The organism is Salinibacterium xinjiangense (assembly GCF_014645015.1).
GTDB lineage: Bacteria > Actinomycetota > Actinomycetes > Actinomycetales > Microbacteriaceae > Rhodoglobus > Rhodoglobus xinjiangensis.
Genome location: NZ_BMLC01000002.1, coordinates 404,535 through 427,391, shown reverse-complemented (window position 1 = coordinate 427,391; position 22,857 = coordinate 404,535). Strand labels below are relative to the sequence as shown.

Here is a 22,857-nt window from a genome sequence, read left to right as displayed (position 1 = left end):
TCGGAGCATGGTCTCTACCCCGACTGGCTTCTCCGATCTCCGCGCTGTCTACGTGAACTGCACGCTGAAGAAATCACCCGAACTCAGCCACACGCAGGGGCTGATGGATCGCAGCATTGCTGTGATGAGACGGCTCGGTGTGACGGTGGATACGTTCAGGCTGATCGATCACCCGGTCGCAACCGGCGTCTACCCCGACATGCGCGAGCATGGCTGGGACGAGGATGCCTGGCCCGATGAGATCTGGCCGCGAATCCGCGACGCCGATGTGCTGGTCATCGGTGGGCCGCTCTGGCTCGGAGACAACTCGTCGGTAGCCCGCCAGTTCATCGAACGGCTGTATGCCATGAGCGGCATGTTCAACGATCGCGGCCAGTACATCTTCTACGGCAAGACAGCTGGCGTGCTGATCACCGGCAATGAGGACGGCGTGAAACATGGCGCGATGTCGTTGCTCTACAGCATGCAGCACATCGGCTACGTCATCCCTCCGGCAGCGGACGCCGGCTGGATAGGCGAGGTGGGCCCGGGGCCGAGCTACCTGGACGAAGGTTCGGGCGGCCCCGAGAACGACTTCACCAACCGCAACACCACATTCATGACATGGAACCTCCTGCACCTGGCGAGAATGCTCAAGGATGCTGGCGGCATTCCTGCCAAGGGCAACCTGCGAGCCGCATGGGATAGCGGCGAGCGCTTCGGGTTCGAGGCCAACCCCGAGTATCGCTGACCCCGGGGAACCGGGTAGTCCAGCATCGGCGCACCGTGGCTACAGGGCTACAGGGCTACAGTCGTGATTCTTCCGAGCCCCAGCGATTTCGACGAGTACATGGCGGCATCCGCTGCCCGCACCAGGGCGTCGAGGCTGGGGGGCGGGTTGCCCGGGGCGAAGCAGGCGATACCAACACTGGCACTGAGCTCGTGGTCGTCCTGCATCTCTGCGATCGGCTCGGCAATCGTCGCAATCACCCGCTTCGCCACGAGCATGGCTGCCTCCGCGTCGGCCTGCTCGCAGACGATCAGGAACTCATCACCACCGAAGCGGCCCACCGTGTCTCCTTCACGCAACACACCCGCGAGCCGCTTTGCGACAATCTGCAACACCACGTCACCGACCCGGTGTCCGAGCCCGTCGTTGATCGCCTTGAACCCGTCGAGGTCGAGGAAGATGATGGACATCGCCCGACCCTCACTACCGGCGCGATCCAGGGCGAGCGTCAGCCTTTCCCGCAGCAGGTTGCGGTTGGCGAGACCGGTGAGCTGGTCGTGCAACGCCATCCTCTCCAGTTCTGCCTGAAGGCGCAGCCGCCCGAGTGCGAGCGACGCCTGGCGGGCCAGCGCCCGGTGAAGATCGAGACTTGCCGCGTCGAACGACCTTTCGCGCCCGAACATCAGGACGAGGGATCCCAGCGCCCCCCGCGTCCCCATCAGCGGCGTGGCCGTGAACGCCTCCATTCGGATGGATCGAAGGATGTCGGCCACCTCGGACGACATCGCCTCGGCATCCCGCATATTCTCGACCACCATCATCTCTTCGTAGAGAGGCCCGGCCTGGTCAGGTCGTGTGCCCCGCAGGCCCCACAGCGGGGCCGTGAATTGCGCTCCCGCGAGCAATCGCGGGGTGCTGGTCTCCTCGTGCAGGACCACCGCGCCATCGCTGGCGATGAGCGCGTCCCGGGCGATCTCGAGCAGCGCATCGGCCAGGGACTCGTCGGTTTCTGCGGCGAGGAACGCGGTCGAGGCATCCTGAAGCACTCGAACCCTGGATTCGGAGACCTCAGCGACCCGTCGGGCCGCGAGCAGTTCTCGTTCGTAGCCCTGCCTCTCGGTCGAGTCGAAGACCGCGATCCTCGTCGAACCGCCGACGACCTTTGCGTTGACCAGGATCGGCAAGCGCGAGCCGTCTGCCCGGGTCAACTCCAGCGCGACCTCCCGAACCTCACCGCCGAGTTTCAGCACGGGCTGGTAGCGCGTTTCATAGAACAACTGGCTGCCGCGGGTAAGAAGATCCCGGAACATTACGCCGACGACCTCCTCACGCGCGAGGCCGCTCCACTCGAGAAATGTGCCGTTGACAACGTTGATGACGCCGTCGACGTCCGTTGAGAGTTGGCCGCAGGCCGCGAAATGGTAGAGCTCCTCGAAGAACCCTTCGGTGTTGGGCCTCTCGATATTGGGCTCTTCGATGGTCATGAGAGGAAGTCCCGGATCTCCCGTACCAGTTGATCCGGATTAGACAGGTTCGGCATGTGCCCACGGGAGGTCATGACCACCAGCTGGCTTCCCCGGATATGTTCGTGCACGTAGTGACCGACGGGCAAAGGAGCCAGGATGTCGTCGGAGCTCTGCAGCACGAGCGTCGGCGTGGTGACCTTCGGCAGGTCGTCGCGAGAATCTGATAAGAAGGTCACCCGAGCGAACTGGCTTGCGATCTGCGGGTCGATGCTGCAGAAACTCTGGACGAGCCGCTCACCGACCTCCGGACGTTCGGCGTTCCCCGCGATGGCGGGGGCCATCTTCGCAGACCAGCCGAGGTAGTTCGCGTCAAGCGAGTCGAGCAGCGCTTCGATGTCGGCCTCGGAGAATCCCCCGGTGTAACCCTCGGCATCCACGTAGCGCGGCGATGACCCTATGAGGATCAGCGCTCCAAAGAGTTCCGGCCGGCGAATCGAGGCGAGAACGCCGATCATGCAACTCACCGAATGCCCAACGTAGACGATATCGGTGAGATTCAGCTCGTCGATGATCTCGATCAGGTCGTCGGCATATCCATGCAGGGAGTCGTATTTGCCGCGGTCGTAGGCCGCGAGGTTCGAGGCCCCTGCACCGACCTGGTCGAAGGTGATCACCCTGTGCGAATCGATGAACCGGGGTGCGACATCCCGCCAGGCCTCGTGGCTGCAGCCGAAGCCGTGGGCGAAAATCATCGGGCGTGCCGCGTCGCCGCCCGTCACGATGACGTTGTTGCGCTCGACGGCGCCCAGGATTGCCGGCGCCTCAGCGGTGTCGGCAGGGGGTATGAGACGGGGCGAGTGCATGGGAGCGGTCGTGCGTTTCAGCTCGGTGGCGACGGCTCATCCGTCAACAACAGACCGGATGCCCGGCCTGCGCCGGCGATCATCGACTCGAGCCACTCGCGGTTGATAGACACGTGGCGCGAGCCGCTGTAGAAGAAATGGATCGGCACGCCATTGTCTATCCACACGGCGTGCCGGCCGCTTCCGCGATCCGCAGGCACGGGCCAGGAGAGAAAGAAGTCTTCCTTGCGACGCAGTTTCGTGCTGATGACAACCTGTAAATGGGTGAGAATTCGATCATCGAACTCGAATTCTTCCCCGCTGTAGTGCAGGATTCCCACGGCCAGACCTCCGGTCGATCTCACGGCTCTGGGATGGCCGTCGATATCGAACACTACAGCCTCTGATCCGCTGTGACAGCGTTCGACCGCGGACCGGCCAATAGCGATAGCGTTAGCCGCTAACCGCCACCCACCAGACAGGCTTTCGATGATCATTCACCGGCTCACCGTAGACGGCAGGGACTACTTCCTGCCGTCTCCGATCGACACCCTGAAGGCCAGCATCCTCGAGGCAATCAAAGCGGGTGGAGGCTATGTGACAGTGCCTCCACTGCGCGGAGGCCCGGGCCTGGACATTCTCTTCTCCCCGGGAATGCCGGTGGTCTGGGCGCAGATCGAGGTCGCCGAGGCCGAGCCCGAAACCCTGACGTCGAACGTCGACACTGGCTTCGACGCCGAAGGGCTCTAACAGCGTCAGTCGCGCGAGGCGCGCAGGGCTGCCCTGAGCGCCTCGATCAGCGCCCCGGCCGAGGGCCGACCATCGGGTTCGCGCAGCGTCATCGATGCGAGTATCGGCGACAGTCTCGCGTCGACCCATGGCGGAATCTCGGGGTCACGCGTCATGCGGGCGACAGCCGAGACGACAGGGGTCCCCGGAAACGCGACCTCTCGGGCAAAGCACTCGATCAGCACGAGACCGAGCGAATAGATGTCGGATGCGGGCCCGAGCGGCTCATTCAGCGCCTGCTCGGGGCTCACGTAGGCGATCGTGCCGAACAGCTCTTCCGACTCGTTCTTATGGGACAGAGTGTCGATGGATATCCCGAAGTCGGTGAGCCGCGCCCGCGGCCGGGAATGCTGGGTTCCGTAGTCGACGAGCATGATGTTGGAGGGCGTGATATCACGGTGGATCACCCCCCGGTGGTGGATGTACTCCAGAACCTCGGCGATCTCGAAACCGATCTCGCCGATCTCGCGCGCCGAGAGCTCGCGGCCCGCGATGGCCTGGCGCACGGTGATCCCCCGCACGAGTTCCATGACGATGAAGGGACGAGGATCGGTCGGCGTCGAGTCGTCGATCCCCGCGTCGATGACGGCAACGACGCCATGGTGACTGAGGCTTGCGAGCATCCTCAGTTCCTCCTGCTGTTTCCTGATATCCGCGATCGCACCGGCGTTGAAGAGTTTGATGGCGACATCCCGCCCGAGAATCTCGTCGCGACCGCGATAGACCGACGATGAACCTCCGCGGGCGAGGATCCTCAGTGGCCGGTAGCGGTTGAGCAGCAGCGGCGCGTCGGTGATGCGCTGGTTGTGCGGCATCACAGCGACCGTGAAGCGGTGATGAACTCGTCGAAGGCGCGGGCGGGCATCGCGCGTCCCATGAGATACCCCTGTGCTCGATCGCAGCCGAGCACAGTCATCGCAGCGAGTTGCGCGGGCGTCTCGACCCCCTCAGCCACGACACGCAGCCCTTTGTCATGAGCGAAGGATATGACCGCGGCGAGCAGGGTGCGGGAATCTGCGGCGCAATTCTGGACCAGGCTCTGGTCGATCTTGAGCTCGTTCGCCTGCAGAGCGAGTAACTGGTCGACCGATGACTGGCCGCGGCCGAAATCGTCGATCGAGACTGTCACGCCGGCAAGGCGCAGGAGGTCGAAGCTGTCTCCCACCGCGGCGATGTTCTGCACGGCCTGGCTTTCGGTGATCTCGATGGTGAGCTGGCGAGCATCCAGGCCGTGATGGGTGGCGGTCTGGAGTGCTTTTGCCGCGAAATTCCCGTCGCGCAGCTGGATGGCAGAAACATTGACCGAGATGTCAATCGCAGCGCCTCCGCGAGCACTCGAGACGCCGAACTCGCACGCGGCGTTCAGCATATGATCGCCGATCTCGACGATGCTACCCCGGGCCTCAGCCAACGGGATGAAGACCGTGGGGCAGACCAGCCCGAGCCGTGGGTGGAACCACCGGCTGAGCGCTTCGGCTCCCACGACGGCTCCGCTGGCGATGTCGATCTGCGGCTGATAGAACGCGACGATCTCACCGCGTGCTGACGCGCCGGGCAGGTCGGTGGCCAGCTGCGATCGAACGCGCTCGTCCACCGCGTTCACGCCGCCGTGACCCTGTAGATCGACATAGAACGATGATCTCCCGTGCAGACTGCGCTGACAATGTCCCAATCGAGGGGGCCAGCATGTCTATAATGCCGGAAGCGTTCTTGCAGCGGCCCTTTCGCCGCGTTATCCGTTGCTTTTGGCCCCGCAGCGCCGCAGCTTAGAGGCTGGGAGTGCGTTGCGCAACGGGTCGACTCAGGGGCCGACAAGCGTCGTGATCGGGCGCGAGGGAAGGGCCATCCATCCCTCTCGTGCCGACCGCTCGCGAGACTGCTCTGGAATGCCGTACGTCGAGCCCTGCGCGGCTGCCCGGGAGATGAATGCGGCGACGACCGCGTCGAAGGCATCATCAGAACTCGACATGAGGGCGACGTGTTCATCCCTCAGGTCGAGCCATGGCGCGGCGGCTCGAAGGTGCGCGGTGGCAGAGGCTCGCGCGGGCAGTTCGGTCTTGTAGCCGTCGACGGAAATGCCCCAGACCCGCAGCGCAGCCCCCGGATAGACCTCGACGAATCGCCCCTCTCCCGACCGGTCGACGACGACGTTCCCGTCAGCCTCGAAGGCGGCGAGCAACTCCGAACAGTGCATCGCCGTCAGACCGAGCCGGTCGGTTGACACGCTGAGCGGCCACCGGCCGACCTGCTCCCTGACGAACCGGTCAGTGTCGCGATAGGCCAGCCGACGGCGCCAGTCTGATCCGGCCAGTTCCCGTGGAGCGATCTCTCCGCGCGAGTGAGCGACGATGAAATCCACAAACTCGTCGGGCCACCCGAACGGGCAATCGATGCCGATTTTCGCGGCGTCGACCGACATGTCGACGATCTCTGAATCGGTGACCCCCAGCTGCAGTTGCAGCACAACCGCCCTCGACCCGGCCCATTCGACGACGGCGATCGCCGTCTTCTTCGGCTCCGCCGCCAGATCAACGCCCACGGTGATCACGGTCGTGACCCCCAGGATGTGCTCAATGCCCGACGACGAGGGCCAGTGTGGTGCCGACGCAGTCGTACACCATTCCGCCGCTAGCCAGCCTCACGGCTCTATTCGAGCCACTCCCAGCCTCGTCGCGCACACGCGCGTGCAGGTATTCCCCCAGTCCGTCGATGCGCAGGATCGACCCCGCCGCGCGGTGCGGATCTGTCGACGCGACGACCCTGCCCGATGCGTTGACGATCGTCGCCACAGCACCGATCCCGAGCAGCCATGGCATGAGAATCGACTCGATTCGCTTGACGTAGATGTCAACGCCGACCATTCCGAGCAGTCTGTCATCGGCATACACCGGAGTGGAGAGCGTGAGCGTGTAGTCGTCTGTGCACAGGTAGTCGACATAGGGGCCCGTGACGTGGCGGTACCTTGTCCGTTCGGGCACCCGCCACCATTCGAGAGCCGTGTAATCGCGAAATGATTCGGATGTCGGATTTGTCTCAGCGTCGAGGCGACGAGTCGCGCCCACCGAATCACCGAGGCCTGCACGCAGCGTGTTGCCTTCACCGAGCCACCACGCCAGATGCCAGTATGCATCGCTCACGAATCCTGGTTGCGCGACAAACCCGGCTCCGATGATCGCCGCAGACGGTTCCGATAACGGGCCGACGACGAGCCTCTCTACGAGTTCGTCGATCGCCGCGCTGGTGCGCGTAACCGCCGACTCGTCGAAGGCGGCGATCGACGCCCGCCAACCATCGAGCTGCCCAAAGAGATCGCATACCGTCGTCATCACCGCATCGAGACACTCGGTTGTGGCACGGTCGGGGAGCGATGTGTGCTGTCCCTTCGTCGTAACCGTCATGGTGCGGCCTCCTTCATGTCACCCGAATCGGGATGATCTACAGACGATATTGCCGCGCGTTCCAGTCCAGCCTTGTGCTCTACGAGCCACTCAAGCGCATCGCCCACATGGTTCGCGACCAGTCGTCGAGCGGAGTCTCCATCGACGCGTGAGATCGCTTCGACGATGCGCGCGTGCGCAACCCGGGATCGACTCCGGCAATCGACATCGTGCATGCTGAGCCAAAGGAGTGGGCCGAACTCGGCCTGGAGCCTCACTTCTTCGCGTACGAGTCGTGCAGACTGGCTCAGTGCGGCAAGTTCGAGGTGGAATGTGCCCTCGCCGCGTCGAGTCGCGCCGGCATCGTCGTAATCGATCGTTCCGATGATGCGCCTGAGGTTATCGACATCGTCTGCTGACGTCCGGTCTGCCGCGAGCTCGGCCGCGCTCGAGGCGATTGCTGAATAGTAGACACCCATATCGCGCAACTCGACACGAGAGAGCGAGCGCACTCTGGAATGCAGGATCGCCGCGTGGCGGTGGCCGCCCGAGATGACGAAGCTGCCACCGTCGCGACCTCGTGTCGTTCTGATGAGACCTTTCTCGCGCAGCGACTCGAGAGCCTCTCGCACCGTCACGGTGGCCACACCGAAATTGCGAGCCAGGTCGAGTTCGCGCGGTAGTCGCTCCCCGTCGTCGAGCACGCCGAGCACGATCGCATCGGTGAGTCGCTGCTCCACGATGGCGGCCCTGCCCGACCCCGTCAGGGGAGCGAACACGGCGACTCTTGCGAGACTGGACGAGCGGATGGAGCGCGGCATGGGTCACGACCTCGAAGCTGATGCATGACTGTAACATTCCTGCTTCCCATTTGAACATCTAGTTCCATATGATTCATTTCAGGCGTCAGAGAAGACGGCTGCCAAGGAGGATCACCGGTGATCGACCACACATCGCGCCCTGTCGCGATCGAGCTCTCCGCGCTCACCAAACGGTTCGGGGATATGGCCGCGGTAGACGGTGTCGATCTTCAGATCGCCGAGGGCGAGTTCTTCTCCATGCTCGGGCCGTCCGGATCGGGCAAGACCACAGTGTTACGCCTCATCGCGGGATTCGAACAGCCGACCTCCGGCACAGTGTCCCTGTTCGGTCGAGATGTCACGACAGTCGCCCCATTCGACCGTGACGTCAACACCGTGTTCCAGGACTACGCGCTCTTCCCTCATATGAGCGTTCTCGACAACGTTGCGTACGGTCTGCGCGTGAGAGGAATGAGTCGAATCACGCGACACGCCCGCGCGCGGGAAGCACTCGACCGTGTGCGCCTGGCGGATTTTGCCGACCGAAAGCCCACCCAACTCTCCGGCGGCCAACGCCAGCGCGTAGCCCTGGCACGGGCGACCGTGGTCGAACCGAAGGCGTTGCTTCTCGACGAACCCCTTGGCGCGCTGGACCTCAAGTTGCGCGAGCAGCTGCAGGTCGAGCTCAAAGAACTGCAGCGCAGCCTCGGCATCACCTTCATCTTCGTCACCCACGACCAGGAGGAAGCCCTCACCCTGAGCGACCGTATCGCCGTGTTCAACAACGGTCGCATCGAACAGCTGGGCACGCCGGCTGAACTGTACGAGCGGCCGGTGTCGCCGTTCGTCGCGAGCTTCGTCGGTACATCCAATATCTTCGATGATGCTGTATCGCTGGCGCTCCTCGGTCGCCGCGGAACCCATTCCCTCCGCCCGGAACGCATTGGACTCACCGTGGGAGACACCGCCGACGGCATCACCGCGCCAGGGACGATCGCCGAGGTCATCTATCTCGGAACCAACACTCGGATCCTGGTCGACCTCGACGCTGGCCAGCGCATCACCGTTCTTGCCCCGTACGGTCGCGAGCGCTTCAGCGATCACGACCGCGGCGCGCGGGTCACCGCGTCATGGCGCGATGCCGATGTCATCTCCCTTCAATCACCAACAACCCCTCCCACAGCCCCTTCTGAAAAAACCCCCATAGAAATGAGATCGAGATGAACCTGAACTACTCGTCGCGTCGGATGACCGCTGGTTCGGCGCGACGCTCAGCGGCGCTCGCGGCAGTCGCAGTGGCCTCCATAGCGGTGCTCACCGCCTGCGGCACAACGTCAGGATCGGCCGGCCCCACCACCGCGGCTGACGAGGTCGGTGCTGGTGAAGGCCAGGTCTCCATTCTCGCCTGGCCCGGATACGTGGAAGACGGCAGCAACGATCCCACGGTCGACTGGGTCACCGCGTTCGAGGAAGACACAGGCTGCGAGGTCACCTCGAAGACCTATGGCACGTCTGACGAAGCCTTCAGCCTCATGAAGACCGGCGAGTACGACGTGATTGCGGCATCGGGCGATGCATCGCTTCGACTCGTCGCCGCCGGGGACGTGGCGCCCGTGAACACAGACCTCATCCCCAACTATGACGGCATCTACGACTTCCTGAAAATGCAATCGTGGAACAGCGTCGATGGCAAGTCCTACGGAATCCCGCACGGATACGGCGCGAACTTGCTGATGTACAACACGGATGTCGTGAGCCCTGCACCAACCTCATGGGACGTGGTGTTCGACAAGTCATCCCCATACGCCGGCAAAATTACCGCGTACGATTCGCCGATCTACATCGCGGATGCGGCGGTCTATCTCATGACACACCAGCCGGAGCTTGGCATCGAGAACCCGTACGCTCTCGATGAGACCCAGCTTGCTGCTGCCGTCGACCTCCTCAAGGGGCAGCGCGCGAACGTCGGCGAATACTGGTCCGACTACCTCAAAGAGATCCAGGCCTTTGAAACTGGCGACTCGGTTGTCGGCACGACCTGGCAGGTCATCCAGAACTCGGTGACGACAGGCAACACCGCGGTCGTCCTCCCCGATGAGGGAGCCACCGGATGGTCTGACACGTGGATGATCGGCTCAGAGGCCAAGAACCCCAACTGCGCCTACGAGTGGCTTAACTACATCGCGAGCCCGGAAGCGAACGCGCAGGCTACCGAGTACTTCGGCGAGGCACCGTCGAATGAGGCCGCGTGCGAGTTTCGCACTGAGGGCTCGTGCGAGGCCTTCAACGCGGGTGACGAGGAATTCGCCAGCAAGCTCTGGTACTGGTCAACCCCGATCGAGAAATGCCTCGACGGTCGTACCGACGTGACGTGCACCGACTACTCGCAGTGGACGGCCGCGTGGAGCGAGATCAAGGGCTGACCCAGACTGATCCAGCAGGTCGGAGTCCGCATCCTGGTGAGGATGCGAACTCCGACCTCCGGTTCCGCCATCACCCGCTGTTGAGAGGGTCAGAATGACCAGCAAGGCACCAGAGGCCGATACCTCTACCCCGCCGACGCATCCCGCGCGCGATCGGGTAGCCGCGCCATCCATCACGCTGGCGAGACGCGCATCGACCTACCTATCGCGACATGCCAGGCTCAGGCTCGCCGTGCTGCTCTCGGCGCCGCTGTTGTGGCTGGGTCTTGTCTATGTTGCCGCGCTCGCCGCTCTGCTCATCACGGCTCTCTGGACTGTCGACAGTTTCACCGGCCAGATCAGCCAGACGTGGACGTTGGACAATATCGTCGCCGTCGTGACGGGATCGCTGTACCAGACTGTCACCCTACGCACCGTCGGCGTCGCTATTCTCGTGACAATCGTCGACATCGTCATTGCGCTACCGATCGCCTTCTTCATGGCCAAAGTAGCGTCGCCACGCCTGCAGCGCATACTCGTAATCGCCGTACTCATGCCCCTGTGGGCCAGCTACCTCGTGAAGGCCTACGCCTGGCGCTCGGTGCTTTCGCAGGACGGATTGTGGGACTTCGTCGTCGCGCCGTTTGGTATTGAAAGCCCAGGATATGGGCTTCCGGCAACCGTCATCACGTTGAGCTACCTGTGGCTGCCCTATGTGATCCTGCCGATCTACGCGGGGCTCGAGCGGGTGCCAGACAGCCTCCTCGAAGCGTCGAGTGATCTCGGCGCCAGGACGTGGCGAACGCTGGGACTGGTTGTACTCCCGATGCTGTGGCCCGCAATCATCGCCGGATCGATTTTCAGCTTCTCCCTTTCTCTCGGGGACTACATCACCGTCAACATCGTCGGGGGAACCAACCAACTTCTCGGCAACCTCGTGTACACGAACGTGGGAGCTGCGAACAACCTGCCACTCGCGGCATCCATTGCGCTTATCCCGATCGTCATCATGTTCGTGTACCTCGCAGCCGTGCGCCGCACGGGTGCGCTCAACAACCTCTAGGGCCAGCGGGCTCAGGACCAACCGAAATCAGGACGACGGATGCGACTCGGCAGGCTCTCGAAAGTCACGCTCGGCGCGATCACCGGGCTTGTGCTCGCGCTCATCTACGTGCCCCTGCTCGTGGTGCTCGTCAACTCGTTCAGCACGTCGAAGAATCTGGTCTGGCCGCCGCCGGGCTTCACGCTGGAGTGGTGGGGCAAGGCGTTCCGGAATGCTGGTGCGCTCGAGGCGCTCTGGACGAGCGTGCTCGTGGCTCTCTCATCGACGATCATCGCGCTCGTGTTGGGCACGCTTATCTCGATCGCCCTGCAGCGCTACCAATTCTTTGGCCGCGACACGGTCAGCCTGCTGGTGATCCTGCCCATCGCTCTTCCCGGAATAGTCACAGGAATCGCTCTCAACAATGCATTTCGCACCATCCTCGACCTCAAGCTCACGATCCTGACGGTCATCATCGCGCATGCAACATTTTGCATCGTGACCGTCTTCAACAACGTGCTCGCGAGACTGCGGCGTATGGGCACGAATTTCGAGGAGGCCTCCTCAGATCTCGGCGCCGGACTGTGGACGACCTTCCGCCTCGTCACTTTCCCGCAACTACGCTCCGCCCTCTTCGCCGGGGGGCTGCTGGCATTCGCCCTGAGCTTCGACGAGATCGTCGTAACGACATTCACCATTGGAGGCGGTGTCGAGACGCTTCCGATCTGGATCCTCAATAATCTGTTCCGCCCGAACCAGGCGCCTGTGGTCAGTGTCATCGCCGTCGTGCTCGTCGTGGTGTCCGTCATCCCGATCTATATTGCCCAGCGCATCGCCGGTTCTGAGCAAACCCGGCGATAGCCCTTTCGCCTCGACGCTCTAACCTTTGTGCGGAAGATCCCCCACGTGCGTAGCTGCGCTCAGAGTCGCCGCATGGAAACGCAGTCGATCGCCTGCACCACGCAGATTGTGCTGGATGACCGCCTGCTCCTCCGCGCTGAACTCTTGTGACAGGTTGTCGAGGTCCACGAAGAGGGGCCCGAGCTCTCCCAGGATCCGGCCCACGGCATGCTGCTGTGCAACCAACTGGACGCGGCGGCGGTCGGTGCCCTCACGGGTGCGGCTGATGTGTCCCGATCGTTCGAGTCGGTCGGCGAGTTCGGTCGCCGACCCGGTGCTGATGTGGAGCCGACGCGCGATTAAGGGATCGAAGAGATCGTGACAGCACGTCGGCATTCGTCATGGCTGCATCTCATGCGACAAGCAGCTCCGCTGCCGAGAGACTCCGGGAGTGTGGAGTGCACTCGCGGCCTCCGCCGCGAACCCGGATTATCGGCGAGAACTGAACTGTCGCCTCCGTCGAGCCTGATCGATCGCTACCGCCGAGACGAGAATCACGCCGACGAAGATGTTCTGCCATAAGGAGTTCACGTTGATGATCACAAGGCCGTTGTTGATTACGGCGAATAGCAGCGCTCCCAGTGCGCTGCCTCCGATGCTTCCAATGCCGCCGAAAAGGCTTGTCCCGCCAATGATCACGGCTGTGACGACCTGAAAGGTGAGGGCGGTGCCTCCCGCAGCCGGGTTTGCTGAGCTCAGTCGAGCAGCGCCCATGATGCCGGCAAGAGCCGCGACCGCTCCGGCGAGACCGTAGACGATGAAGTCGTGTCGTCCGACGCGGATGCCGTTGGCAGACGCAGCCGCTCGATTGCCACCGACCGCGCGAGCGTCATAGCCAAGCGATGTCTTCTCGAGCAATATCCAGAAAACGACGCCAATGACGACCGCGTAGTACACAAGAAACGGAATGCCCAGCAGGAAACCCTGGCCGAGGTCAGTGAACGCTTTGGGGAAACCATAAATGCTGTTGCCGCCGGTGATGACGGTGATAATCCCACTCGCGGTGAAGAACATACCGAGGGTCGCGATGAGCGGCGGCACCCGTAGCCGTACGGACAGCCAAGCGTTCACGACTCCCAGTGCGCCGCCGACCGCCATGCCGATGATGACGGCGACCGGCCAGGGGATCCCCAGGACCATCAGCAGTCCGGCGGTGACACCGCCGGTCGCGAAGAGGGCTCCCGCGGAGAAATCGATACCGCCGCTGACAAGGATCAGTGTCATGGGGCAGGCGACGATGAAATACAGCGTCGTCGCTCGGAGCATCTCCATGATGTTGCCGCTGCTCAGAAAGATCGGGTTTCCGATCTGGAAGACGATGATCAAGACCAAAAGCACACCGGCGAGACCGGCGAGTTGTGCTCGGCTTTGGGCCTGCCGAACAACCCATCCCCAGGCTGCGGAGGTGACAGTATTTTTCGGGACAGTATTCTCCGGACCACGATCAGCTGGAGATTCTGGGCTGATTGTCATGCTGCCTCCTGCTTCGTTCCGGTGATGAGCCCAATGATTTCTTCACGTGTGGTCGCGGAGACCTCCCTGACGCCAGCAACCTTCCCCAGCCTCAGGACCAGGATGCGATCGGCGGTCGTGAAGACGAATTCCATGTCGTGACTGACACAAATGACCGCTTTGCCCGAATCGCGCAGGTTCGAGATGATGTCTGCTGCATGTCGTGTCTCACGCACTCCCAGCGCCGCGGTGGGCTCGTCCAGGAGGATGGTGTGGGCGCCTGAGCGAACGGCGCGAGCAATGGAGATAATCTGTCGCTGACCGCCGGAGAGCATGCCAATCTGTGTATGGACGTCGGCCACGGTAACTTTCAGTTCGTCCAGGAAACGGCGGGATTCGGTATCCATTCGCTGACGATCCACGAACCATCCGCGACGCGGGAACTGCCCGAGGAACATGTTTGTCGAGACATCGAGACACTCGACGAGTGCGAGATCCTGGAACACCGTGGCTATTCCCGCTGCTCGAGCATCTGCGGGGCTGGAGAGGCTGACGAGCTGGTCATCGACGAGGATCTGACCGTCATCCTGATGATGAACGCCGCTGATCGCTTTAATGAGGGTTGATTTCCCAGCACCGTTGTCCCCAACGATTGCCAGAATCTCTCCGGAATAGGCCGTGAGATTTACGTCCTCCAAAGCAGTCACTCTGCCGAATCTTTTGGTGATGTTCTTCAGCTCGAGTGCCGGTGTTGAGCGATCAGCAGCGTTCATTTAGTTGCTTTCTTTGTCGATGTTGTCCTTGGTTACGAAAGTGATCCCGGAATCGATGGCCTTGGCAACTTTTTCGCCCTTACTGATGGCGACGAGATTGTCGACAGCGCCGATTCCCATCTGGCAGAAATTCTGCTTCGAGGTCCCAAACAGAATTCCGTCCTTGATGCCCTGCGCAACTTCCGGCGTCACATCATTCGTGACGCCGACGATTTTTCCGCCGGCGTTCTTCTCCTTGATCGCCGTCATGATTCCCGCCGCTGACAACCCCTGCCAGGACAACACGACATTGATCTCGGGGTGCGCTGTCAACATCTGGTTGACGACGTCCACGGTCTTGTTCGGGTCGCCATCATCGAAGGCATCCACGATGAATTTAACGTTGTCGAGCTTCTGGCTCTCAATCCCGTCCTTGACTCCATTGGTGAAGAGCAGGTGTGTGCCCGTTGGCGCGTTACCAATGATCCCGATATTCTGCTGCCCCGAACGTTTGGAGATTGCCTCACCGATGGTCGCGCCCTGGATGGCATAGTCGGTTCCGATCGTGAAGTCCTGCGTATCCGTGGTGTCCCCGGTGTTCATTGTGGCCAGAAGGATTCCAGCCGCCTGCGCCTGCTCCATCACGGGCGTGAACTGTGCCTTGTCGATCGGCTGCATGACGATGGCGTCGTAGCCGGTGGCGATGGCCTGAGAGACGAGGTCGATGCTCTTGGCGTTGTCCGTTGACAGACCGGTCGGACCTGACGTGGATGCTTCAATGCCAAGTTTTTTCGCCTCAGCCAGGAAACATTTGTCGGCCTCTGCCAATGGCGGGTAGGACGGAAGGATATTCGAGAAGAAGATCTTCTTGATTTCCCTGGTCGGGGCCGCGGTACTGTCACCACCACCAGCGGTGTCGGAAGGAACACTGCAACCGGTGGCGATGAGCAAAATAGTGGCCGAGGATGCCACGATGGCGGCGATGCGTAGTTTCAATTTTCTCTCCTTTGAGCGCGCTCGGGCTGTGGCCCGTCGAGTAGCCCCAGTTTCCCAGCCCGACCCCAGACCCGCATCCGCGCCCGAGTGAATGTAATTCCGACGATTGGCGGATCACCCTCGGATATCACGCTAGACCCGAGAGGGTGGTGCAGCCAATCATCCTGCTTTGCTGCGCCGGCGAAGCAGGAAAGGAGGGCAGTTGCCCGGTGCAGAGTTACCTGGTGCAGAGTTATCTGGTGCAGTGTTGCCTGCAGTGAGTGGGCTTTGATGAACCTACTGGCACCCTCGATGCTGCATCCGGGCCCCGTGGCGGCAAACCCGGGGGCCTTCACCCCGAGCGCCGCCTGTCAGGCGCGGAGAAAGCGCTTCAGGTGATGAACCTGGTCGTCGAGCGCCCGGCGGGAGATCGCCGCGTCCGCTACCAGCTGGTCGAAGCCGTGGTAGGCGCCGGCGACCTGATGAAGCTCGACCGAAACGCCCGATTGCAGAAGGCGGAGCCCGTAGGCGATTGCCTCGTCTCGAAGCGGATCGTATTCCGCCGTCATGATGTAGGAGTTCGGCAACCCGACCAGTGAATCTGCTCGCGCCGGAGCCGCGTAACTCGAGGCCCTTTCCTCACCGGACAAGTACTGCCGCCACATGGCAACGGTGTTCCGACTATCCCAGACCGGTGTGTCCGAGAATTTCTCCATCGAAGCCGTGAGCATACGATCATCCAAAACCGGGTAGAGCAGCATTTGGAGCGCGATGCCTGGCCCGCTCCTGTCGCGAGCCATGAGTGCAGTCGCCGCAGCGAGAGCACCACCTGCGCTGCTACCGGCGACTGCTAGCCGTGTTGGATCTATGTTGAGCTCCGCGGCATGGGAAACGGTCCACAACAGGCCCTCGTAGCAGTCCTCCACCCCCACAGGAAAAGGATGTTCCGGGGCGAGCCGGTAGTTGACGGAGACCACTACACATCCCCCTTCCGCCGCGTAGCGCAGGCACCGGGGATGTTCTGATTCCAGATCACCGAGAACAAAAGCTCCACCATGAAAAAACACCACTGCAGGCCTCAATCGTGAGGAGTTCGTGGGGCGGTAGATTCTCACGATCATGCTCGTGTGTCCATCGGACGCGACGATTTCGCGGTCTTCGAAAACGACCTGACCCGCGGTCTCCCGCTCGGCAGATGATGTCGATTCCCGCAATGACAACGCCAGTGCGCGTGCTGACTCCTCGTTCTCGATATCCGGTCGTTCCATGAGAACGCTCGCTGCGGCGAGTTCAGGGTCCATCATCGGCAATCATTCCGTTTCAGCAACTTGTAAATATGGCAGGTACTGCATGGTCAAAGCGTCACTAGATTCTTCCAGCAGCGCTATCTCACCGCGTCCGCAGAGTTGTGGAAGATAGTCCGACACTTGGCGAATCTGCTACGACCACGCCGCGATCCGGTAGAGCTCCAACGACAGGGAAAGCTGGAAGAGTCCCTCCGAGTTGGAGAGATCGACGCTGAGTTTGCGCTGGGCATTCTTCAGCCGATGCGCCAGGGAACTGTGATGCAGGTTCAACTCCGCCGCGGCGGTGCGGAGGCTTCGGTGTCGGCAGAACGCATCCAGTGCTCTAATCTCCGCGCGGCCAGAATCTGACTGGCTCAGGAAAACGAGCTGCTTCACCATCTGGCTCGAGCCTGCTGACCGGGGATCGATCTCCACAAGGTGACTTAGCGGACCGAGCGATTCGTAGTCAACGTGGGTTGGGCCAAGTTCTCTGGAGGCCAGGTGAATCGCTTGAATCGCCGTGGCAAGAGAATCGTGTGCTTCCGTAATGCCGGTGCGCGACCCAAAAGCCGACAGCATCTCCCATGAGGGATGCGGCAGGGTCACCGCAGAGCCGACGTCGTGCACCAATGCGACGAGGAACTTTTCGTCGATCTGAAGGTGAGTTGACCGGAGATTGTTCTTTTTTGCCCAGTCCTGAACTGATTGGTCTGCGTCGACCAGGCGCGCGGCAGAATCGATGACAAGAACATTGATAGCCCAATCGGCTCGGAATCCTAATGTTCGGGCCGCAATTGTTCGTTGCTCTCGTGACGACTCAGGAGCGAGTATTTTGGCCAGTTCATTCGTCTCCACCGCCATCGGCCTGTCCGCTGTTCGGCCAAGTATGATCGCGGCCGACAGGGCCATCCTCTCGATGACAAGTTCGCTCAATGAGAGATTGTCGGGGGCCTGATTGATCCATACCGTGCCAAAAGTTCCCTGATCGTTCGCGACGGCCTTCGATAGAGCCCCCGGCGGACGCTGAGATGGGATCCGGTGCCCATGGTCGTCGAACGCTGCGCTGAGCAGACTTGACTCGTCCGTGAATCCTGCGGGCGCTCCGATGAGGCGTGCCGATGAGCGGACCAATTCTTCGACTCCTCCGCGCGCTTGAACGAGACGTTCGAAAAATGCAATCACGCGAAGCGCGTTCTCTGCCTCAGATCCATCTGATGACAGGCGCCGTAGCAGACCTTCCAATTCCGACCTCCATGTCGAATGTGGCCCGCCGAATTTGCTGCCTGAGCGCTAATTCAGGTCTAAATAACCAGGGCATGTCTTGATTTAGTGCGTTCAACTGCGTGGTGGCCGTGCGGACGCCATTGATCGGCGGCGGCGGGCGGTAACCCCCTGTGTCAACACTGACCTCAAGACCTTCCAGAGCACACTGTACGTGTATGTCGACGATCGAATCCTGCGGGCACTCGGCTTTTCCCGAGACCATCGCCGCGGCTGCAAGCCGATCCCGAACAGGATCGAGTTGCACTGCCTGCCCGTGGCCCGACGACTGGAGGGTGAGCCACCGCTTGAACATGGTTCAGGCCCTCAATCAGTAGTGGAAACGCGCTCGTGCGCGACATTGAGAACGCCGCCGACAGCTGTCGCGTGATTCTTGAACTGAACTTCAGAGCGGCCTCGTGCGATCTGGATGGTGAGGTCGCGTTCACGGGCGGGGAGCGCAGCATGATCCTCCGCACAACGCGATCGAGCCTGGTGTCGATTCGTGGCAGGTCTGCATAGGTCACGTCCCACCGCCCCGTGGAGTTTCGGCCGGGCCGCGGGTTCGACAGTTTTCGTGACAGTGGAGATCACGCGCGGGGCTCAGACAACCCCTTGTTGCCGTGCATCATCAGCGAAATGATTGATTTATGGCAGATAAAACAAACGATCTCGATGAGATCTGGGATGACTGGAAAGCCGCCGTCACGATGACCGCCAGTGAGATCACCCTGTGGCTTGACACCGACGAATCCAGGGAGGTCGGACAGAAAAACGATGGCCGCGGGGAATCCGTCGGGCACAGGTCCGGGCGCAGGATCGTGACGATTCTTGGCACGAAGAAGGCGGATCTGACCCCGTCCGATGTCGCGCACATGCATAAGGTGGTCGGCTATGTGAAGCGGCACAGGGCACAGGGGCCGGATTCCGATGTCGAGCATTCACGATGGCGATACTCGTTGATGAACTGGGGGAATGATCCGCTGAAGAAATGACGCGACAAGGGAGCAGGCCCCGCCCCGCACCCTGGACAGCGTGGGTCGCTCCTCCCGCAATCGACAGGTCGCTTGGCAAGCTGCATCCGTTCGCAGGTGCGCACTCGAATAAAGTCGGCCTCGAATTCTGCAGTCATGGCGAGGACATCGAGAATGAGGTCTGCCGACCCTGATTGGTTGGGCCGCGAACGGAAACGCCAATGCTGAGCTGCACTTCGCTTGGGGTGCGGTGAGGTGCGGTGCGGTGAGGATCGTCGACGGTGCCATTTGCGTCGCGAAGCGGACATGTCAACCGGTCGAGTTCGGTCACGACAAGGGTCTTGCTGGCCCGGCACGCAGCGGTGGCACTCGACGCCCATTTCGGCCGTGAGCTCATACGAAATTGGCTCGGGATCCCGAAAAACTAATGTTGTCCGTCGACTGCGACCACGTTCGGTCCGATCCGTCCGCCCACAGGCAGGAAAGAGTGAGCGGTGCGCGGCGCCTCATGTCATTCCCGTCGATCTTGCACTGGCCTGCGAAATTGTGCCGCGTCGACACAGCGGCCTGATTGCCGTGTAACCTCATCAAAGAACGACAGGGGAGCGCTTTATTGCGCTGAGAGTGCGGTACGCCGCAGACCCTCGAACCTGCACCGGTTAGTACCGGCGAAGGGAGTCGGGAATCTCAGGATCCCTCGTGCTGCGCACGTCCAAAATTTTGGACGAGTTTGGCAGGGGGGCTCCTCCCCGCGGAATTGATCGAAACTCCACGGGAAAGAAGCTTCACATGGCAATTCAAGAAACACAGAAATCCAACGACACAACCGTCCTGGCACGAAAGCCGTTTATCGCATCCGGGCGGCTCTGGTCGTGGCGTGGCGTCGACCTCATCACGGCCGCGATGCTGGCGGTAGCGTTCGGAGTTGCCTTTTGGGGCTTCGACACTTTCATATACCCGGCCCTGACCCTGGTTTTTGTCGGTTTTCCGCCCGCAGGTGAAATCATGTTAGGCGTCTGGTTGGTGCCGGCGGTTGTTGGCGCGTTGGTGATACGGCGGCCGGGTGCGGCTCTCTTTATCGAACTCATTGCGGCCAATATTGAGATGATCCTGGGGAGTGGCTGGGGAGCCGGAGTGCTCTTGTCAGCATTGCTGCAGGGGCTGGCAGTCGAGCTTGTCTTCGCGCTGTTCCGATGGAAGCGTTTCACTCTGGCCATCGCCGTTCTCGGCGGTGTATTTTCCGCCATCCTTGCAATCACCTGCTACGAGTGGTGGGCCTACGTACCTGGCTACTCCGTGGCCTGGCGACTGATCTATCTCGGGTTCGGGATGGTTTCAGGTGCACTCATCGCGGGTGTTGGCGGATGGGCGCTCGTGCGTGCACTCGCTCGCACCGGCGCACTCAACGCGTTCCCCGTCGGCCAGGAGATACGTGAGTCACGCCGATCCCGCTGACGAGGTCGACACCCCACAACCCGCACCCGGCATAGGCGGCGCTCGGCTCGACGTCCGTGACGTGACGTGGCGACCTTACGGTCAGGACACACCGGTGCTTTCCGGGGTCACCCTGCACGCTGAACCGGGAGAGCGCATATTGCTCATCGGTCCCAGCGGTTCAGGTAAGTCAACCCTGCTGCGAGCGATCGCCGGGGTCCTGACGACGGTCGAGTCAGGGCAGTTGGAGGGATCTATCTCCGTTGATGGCAGGGATCCGCACGAGGGGGGTTCATCCGCCGGCCTTCTCGTGCAGGACCCGGCCGACGCCATGGTCGCCGGTCGGGTTGGTCGAGAGGTTGCCTTCGGGCCGGAAAACCTTGGGCTGTCGCGCAAAGAAATCTGGCAACGAGTGCGGGAATCGCTGGATGCTGTCGGATTCCCGCACGGGTTCGAGCATCCGGTTGATGCCATGTCCGGCGGCGAGTCCCAGCGCCTGGCACTCGCCGGGGTCCTCGCGCTTGGACCTCGGCTCATCCTGCTCGATGAACCGACCGCAATGCTCGATCCAGTCGCTTCGGCGGTCGTGCGCAACGCGATCTGCGCAGTGGTCGCCGATACCGCTGCGACGATCATCATCGTGGAGCATCATTTCGATAACTGGCTCGACAAAATCGATCGAGTTATCGTCTTGAGTGCTGCCGGCATCGTCGTCGCCGATGGACCGGCGACAGAGACGCTGGCAGCCCATTCCGAGACCCTGGCAGCCCTGGGGGTCTGGATTCCCGAGGCCCCACCTCCAGTACCGCTTCGGCTCAGTCCTGAACTGGTCATTCCGTTCGATGAGGTCGGTGGGCACGGAACTCCCGCCGTGGTTGCTGACATGGTGACCGTGAATCGCACACCGCGCGTCGGTTTGACCGCCACTGACACGCTGGCGCCATCCGTTCTCGCATCGCCCGTGTTATCGCAGATCAACGCGATTGCCCGAGCAGGCGAAATATTGGCAGTCGTAGGGGCCAGTGGTGCCGGCAAGTCCACGCTCGCGGCGCTGCTCGCCGGCCTGAGCGTTCCGTCCGGCGGCACAGTGCACGCTGGCGGGGTCGTGGGCGCGAATTCCTCGGCTCAACTGTGCAACTGGAGATCCCCCGATCTTGCCTCCCGCGTGGGGTGGGTTCCCCAACAGGCCGAGCTCGCTATCGTCGCCCAGACGGTCTGGGATGACGCAATGAGCACCTGTCGAATACTCGATCGCGACGAGCAGGTCGCTGAAGCGCGAGTCACGGGCCTGCTCACGGCTCTTGGGCTGGCCGGCCTCCGGGAGAGCGATCCGCATCTGCTCTCGGGCGGCGAACTCAGGCGTCTCGCCCTCGTTGGCGCGATAGCCCACGGTCCGAGCGTGCTGGTATTGGACGAGCCGACAGTTGGTCAGGATCGCCTCACCTGGACCGCCGTAGCCGGAGTCATCACAGCGTCGAGAGCTGCAGGGCTGGCCGTTATCGTGGCAACCCATGATGCGCATCTCATCGAGCTGGCCGATCGAGTGATCCGCCTCGACCACGGTCGGGTTGTCGAGGGTGCACACGGTGCGCCCTCGATAGTGGAAACCCCACCGCCGGTGACCACCATGGCGGCGCGGCCTCGCCGACGGTCGGGACGTGGGCTCGCGGCACGGTGTGGGCCGCTGTCGCTGCTCGGATCGTCGATTCTGCTCGCGATCGGAGCACTGTTCATCACTGACGTTCGCGTCGGTGCGGTGGCCCTTCTGGTTGAGGCGGTGCTCGCGCCGATGGTGTTTGGTTGGGTACGACCCTCTGCGCGATTGCTGCCCGGGCTGCTCGCGGTGTTTTCGGTGGGCTTTTCTGGCTGGTTGCTCAGCACCGGCCAGGATGTGGCGGTGGGGATAACCGCCGGTCTTCGGGTTGCTTTCTTTGTGCTTCCCGGCATCCTCATGGCAGGGATGATTGATCCGTTCGCCCTCGGCGACCATCTCGCGCAGAGGCTGCACTTTCCGCCCCGACCGGTCGTTGCTGCGGTCGCTGCGATGCAACGATTCGACACGCTGGTCGATCAGTGGCAACAGTTGGCCAGAACCCGGCGGATTCGGGGATTGGCGGGTGGCCGTTCCCCGGTTGCCCGCATCCGGACCGCTACGGCCCTCACCTTCGGACTTCTCCTGCAGTCGCTTCGCCAGGCGGGACGGATGGCGGTGGCAATGGAGGCGAGGGGCTTCTCGTTGCCCCTCGCCTCGGGCGTTGGCCGCTCCTGGGCGGAACCTGCTCCGTGGACAGCCGCCGACTCTGTCCTGATCGGGATCGGGATCGTCGTAGCCGCCATCCCGGCGGGGCTCATCCTCCTGGCGCAGGTGGGCAATTGACGACCGCACCAAGCTAAGCT

At 62.2% G+C, this 22,857-nt stretch carries 23 protein-coding genes and 1 riboswitch; of the genes, 9 read left to right on the top strand and 14 right to left on the bottom strand.

The features are described from left to right. The first annotated feature begins 7 nt into the window (after positions 1 to 7). Complete coding sequence (locus IEW81_RS08765) at positions 8 to 730, top strand: flavodoxin family protein (protein ID WP_097059542.1); 723 nt, start codon at positions 8 to 10, stop codon at positions 728 to 730. Between the two features lie 47 nt (positions 731 to 777). Here the strand turns inward: IEW81_RS08765 and IEW81_RS08760 are convergent, their stop codons facing one another. Genes IEW81_RS08760 through IEW81_RS08750 form a run of 3 tightly spaced genes read right to left on the bottom strand, consistent with a single transcriptional unit; the run spans position 778 to position 3,412 of the window. Next, positions 778 to 2,193, bottom strand: coding sequence for a diguanylate cyclase (locus IEW81_RS08760; protein ID WP_097059541.1), 1,416 nt, complete (start codon positions 2,191 to 2,193; stop codon positions 778 to 780). After that, positions 2,190 to 3,038 (bottom strand): alpha/beta fold hydrolase, encoded by an 849-nt coding sequence (locus IEW81_RS08755; protein WP_097059540.1) that lies wholly within the window; start codon positions 3,036 to 3,038, stop codon positions 2,190 to 2,192. The genes IEW81_RS08760 and IEW81_RS08755 overlap by 4 nt, the downstream gene beginning before the upstream one ends. Before the next feature lie 17 nt (positions 3,039 to 3,055). Next, complete coding sequence (locus IEW81_RS08750; RefSeq protein WP_229671316.1) at positions 3,056 to 3,412, bottom strand: DUF7882 family protein; 357 nt, start codon at positions 3,410 to 3,412, stop codon at positions 3,056 to 3,058. 94 nt (positions 3,413 to 3,506) lie between these two features. Between IEW81_RS08750 and IEW81_RS08745 the strand changes: the two genes are divergently transcribed. Then, complete coding sequence (locus tag IEW81_RS08745; RefSeq protein ID WP_097059539.1) at positions 3,507 to 3,767, top strand: hypothetical protein; 261 nt, start codon at positions 3,507 to 3,509, stop codon at positions 3,765 to 3,767. A 5-nt stretch (positions 3,768 to 3,772) separates the two neighbouring features. On the opposite strand, the gene IEW81_RS08740 is transcribed toward IEW81_RS08745, so the two are convergent. The 5 genes from IEW81_RS08740 to IEW81_RS08720 all read right to left on the bottom strand — a co-directional run bounded on the left by IEW81_RS08740 (position 3,773) and on the right by IEW81_RS08720 (position 8,004). Then, on the bottom strand, positions 3,773 to 4,621 hold the full coding sequence (locus tag IEW81_RS08740; RefSeq protein WP_097059538.1) for a serine/threonine-protein kinase: 849 nt from the start codon (positions 4,619 to 4,621) through the stop codon (positions 3,773 to 3,775). Further along, entirely contained in the window at positions 4,621 to 5,400 is a 780-nt protein-coding gene (locus tag IEW81_RS08735; protein ID WP_179691747.1) for an EAL domain-containing protein, read from the bottom strand. Before IEW81_RS08735 ends, IEW81_RS08740 begins: the two co-directional genes overlap by 1 nt. A 207-nt stretch (positions 5,401 to 5,607) precedes the next feature. Next, positions 5,608 to 6,345, bottom strand: a complete 738-nt coding sequence (locus tag IEW81_RS08730; protein ID WP_229671315.1) for a DUF429 domain-containing protein — start codon at positions 6,343 to 6,345, stop codon at positions 5,608 to 5,610. Positions 6,346 to 6,376: 31 nt separating this feature from the next. Further along, on the bottom strand, positions 6,377 to 7,204 hold the full coding sequence (locus IEW81_RS08725) for a PDC sensor domain-containing protein (protein WP_097059535.1): 828 nt from the start codon (positions 7,202 to 7,204) through the stop codon (positions 6,377 to 6,379). Then, positions 7,201 to 8,004 (bottom strand): FadR/GntR family transcriptional regulator, encoded by an 804-nt coding sequence (locus IEW81_RS08720; protein WP_097059534.1) that lies wholly within the window; start codon positions 8,002 to 8,004, stop codon positions 7,201 to 7,203. The genes IEW81_RS08725 and IEW81_RS08720 overlap by 4 nt, the downstream gene beginning before the upstream one ends. A 117-nt stretch (positions 8,005 to 8,121) precedes the next feature. On the opposite strand from IEW81_RS08720, the gene IEW81_RS08715 reads away from it, so the two are divergent. The 4 genes from IEW81_RS08715 to IEW81_RS08700 all read left to right on the top strand — a co-directional run bounded on the left by IEW81_RS08715 (position 8,122) and on the right by IEW81_RS08700 (position 12,288). Continuing rightward, a complete protein-coding gene (locus IEW81_RS08715; protein WP_427909971.1) occupies positions 8,122 to 9,207 on the top strand; it encodes an ABC transporter ATP-binding protein in 1,086 nt (361 codons plus the stop codon). Next, the gene (locus IEW81_RS08710; RefSeq protein ID WP_218839954.1) at positions 9,204 to 10,406 is read left to right on the top strand and encodes an ABC transporter substrate-binding protein; all 1,203 of its coding nucleotides are present in this window, start codon (positions 9,204 to 9,206) and stop codon (positions 10,404 to 10,406) included. Before IEW81_RS08715 ends, IEW81_RS08710 begins: the two co-directional genes overlap by 4 nt. A gap of 94 nt (positions 10,407 to 10,500) precedes the next feature. Then, complete coding sequence (locus tag IEW81_RS08705) at positions 10,501 to 11,448, top strand: ABC transporter permease (protein ID WP_097059533.1); 948 nt, start codon at positions 10,501 to 10,503, stop codon at positions 11,446 to 11,448. Between the two features lie 39 nt (positions 11,449 to 11,487). Further along, a complete protein-coding gene (locus IEW81_RS08700; protein ID WP_097059532.1) occupies positions 11,488 to 12,288 on the top strand; it encodes an ABC transporter permease in 801 nt (266 codons plus the stop codon). An 18-nt stretch (positions 12,289 to 12,306) separates the two neighbouring features. Here IEW81_RS08700 and IEW81_RS08695 read toward each other — a convergent pair whose 3' ends face one another. The 6 genes from IEW81_RS08695 to IEW81_RS08670 form a co-directional block, all read right to left on the bottom strand. Beyond that, positions 12,307 to 12,663 (bottom strand): MarR family transcriptional regulator, encoded by a 357-nt coding sequence (locus IEW81_RS08695; protein WP_097059531.1) that lies wholly within the window; start codon positions 12,661 to 12,663, stop codon positions 12,307 to 12,309. A gap of 93 nt (positions 12,664 to 12,756) precedes the next feature. Beyond that, positions 12,757 to 13,800: an ABC transporter permease gene (locus tag IEW81_RS08690; protein WP_097059530.1), complete on the bottom strand. Its 1,044-nt coding sequence runs from the start codon at positions 13,798 to 13,800 to the stop codon at positions 12,757 to 12,759. Further along, complete coding sequence (locus IEW81_RS08685; protein ID WP_097059529.1) at positions 13,797 to 14,552, bottom strand: ATP-binding cassette domain-containing protein; 756 nt, start codon at positions 14,550 to 14,552, stop codon at positions 13,797 to 13,799. The genes IEW81_RS08690 and IEW81_RS08685 overlap by 4 nt, the downstream gene beginning before the upstream one ends. Next, positions 14,553 to 15,527, bottom strand: coding sequence for a sugar ABC transporter substrate-binding protein (locus tag IEW81_RS08680; protein ID WP_188732710.1), 975 nt, complete (start codon positions 15,525 to 15,527; stop codon positions 14,553 to 14,555). It lies immediately after the preceding gene. A 350-nt stretch (positions 15,528 to 15,877) separates the two neighbouring features. Continuing rightward, on the bottom strand, positions 15,878 to 16,807 hold the full coding sequence (locus IEW81_RS08675) for an alpha/beta hydrolase (RefSeq protein WP_188732708.1): 930 nt from the start codon (positions 16,805 to 16,807) through the stop codon (positions 15,878 to 15,880). Between the two features lie 138 nt (positions 16,808 to 16,945). Beyond that, complete coding sequence (locus tag IEW81_RS08670; protein ID WP_097059526.1) at positions 16,946 to 17,974, bottom strand: helix-turn-helix domain-containing protein; 1,029 nt, start codon at positions 17,972 to 17,974, stop codon at positions 16,946 to 16,948. A 728-nt stretch (positions 17,975 to 18,702) separates the two neighbouring features. Here IEW81_RS08670 and IEW81_RS08665 point away from each other — a divergent pair. The 3 genes from IEW81_RS08665 to IEW81_RS08655 all read left to right on the top strand — a co-directional run bounded on the left by IEW81_RS08665 (position 18,703) and on the right by IEW81_RS08655 (position 22,837). Continuing rightward, positions 18,703 to 19,047 (top strand): DUF3140 domain-containing protein, encoded by a 345-nt coding sequence (locus IEW81_RS08665; RefSeq protein WP_097059524.1) that lies wholly within the window; start codon positions 18,703 to 18,705, stop codon positions 19,045 to 19,047. 568 nt (positions 19,048 to 19,615) lie between these two features. Then, positions 19,616 to 19,720, top strand: a riboswitch (TPP riboswitch). Between the two features lie 95 nt (positions 19,721 to 19,815). Next, positions 19,816 to 20,481, top strand: coding sequence for an ECF transporter S component (locus tag IEW81_RS08660; RefSeq protein WP_097059822.1), 666 nt, complete (start codon positions 19,816 to 19,818; stop codon positions 20,479 to 20,481). Then, positions 20,459 to 22,837 carry an ATP-binding cassette domain-containing protein gene (locus tag IEW81_RS08655; RefSeq protein WP_179691745.1) on the top strand — a complete coding sequence of 793 codons (2,379 nt, stop codon included), beginning with the start codon at positions 20,459 to 20,461 and terminating at the stop codon, positions 22,835 to 22,837. Before IEW81_RS08660 ends, IEW81_RS08655 begins: the two co-directional genes overlap by 23 nt. The last annotated feature ends 20 nt before the right edge of the window (positions 22,838 to 22,857 follow it).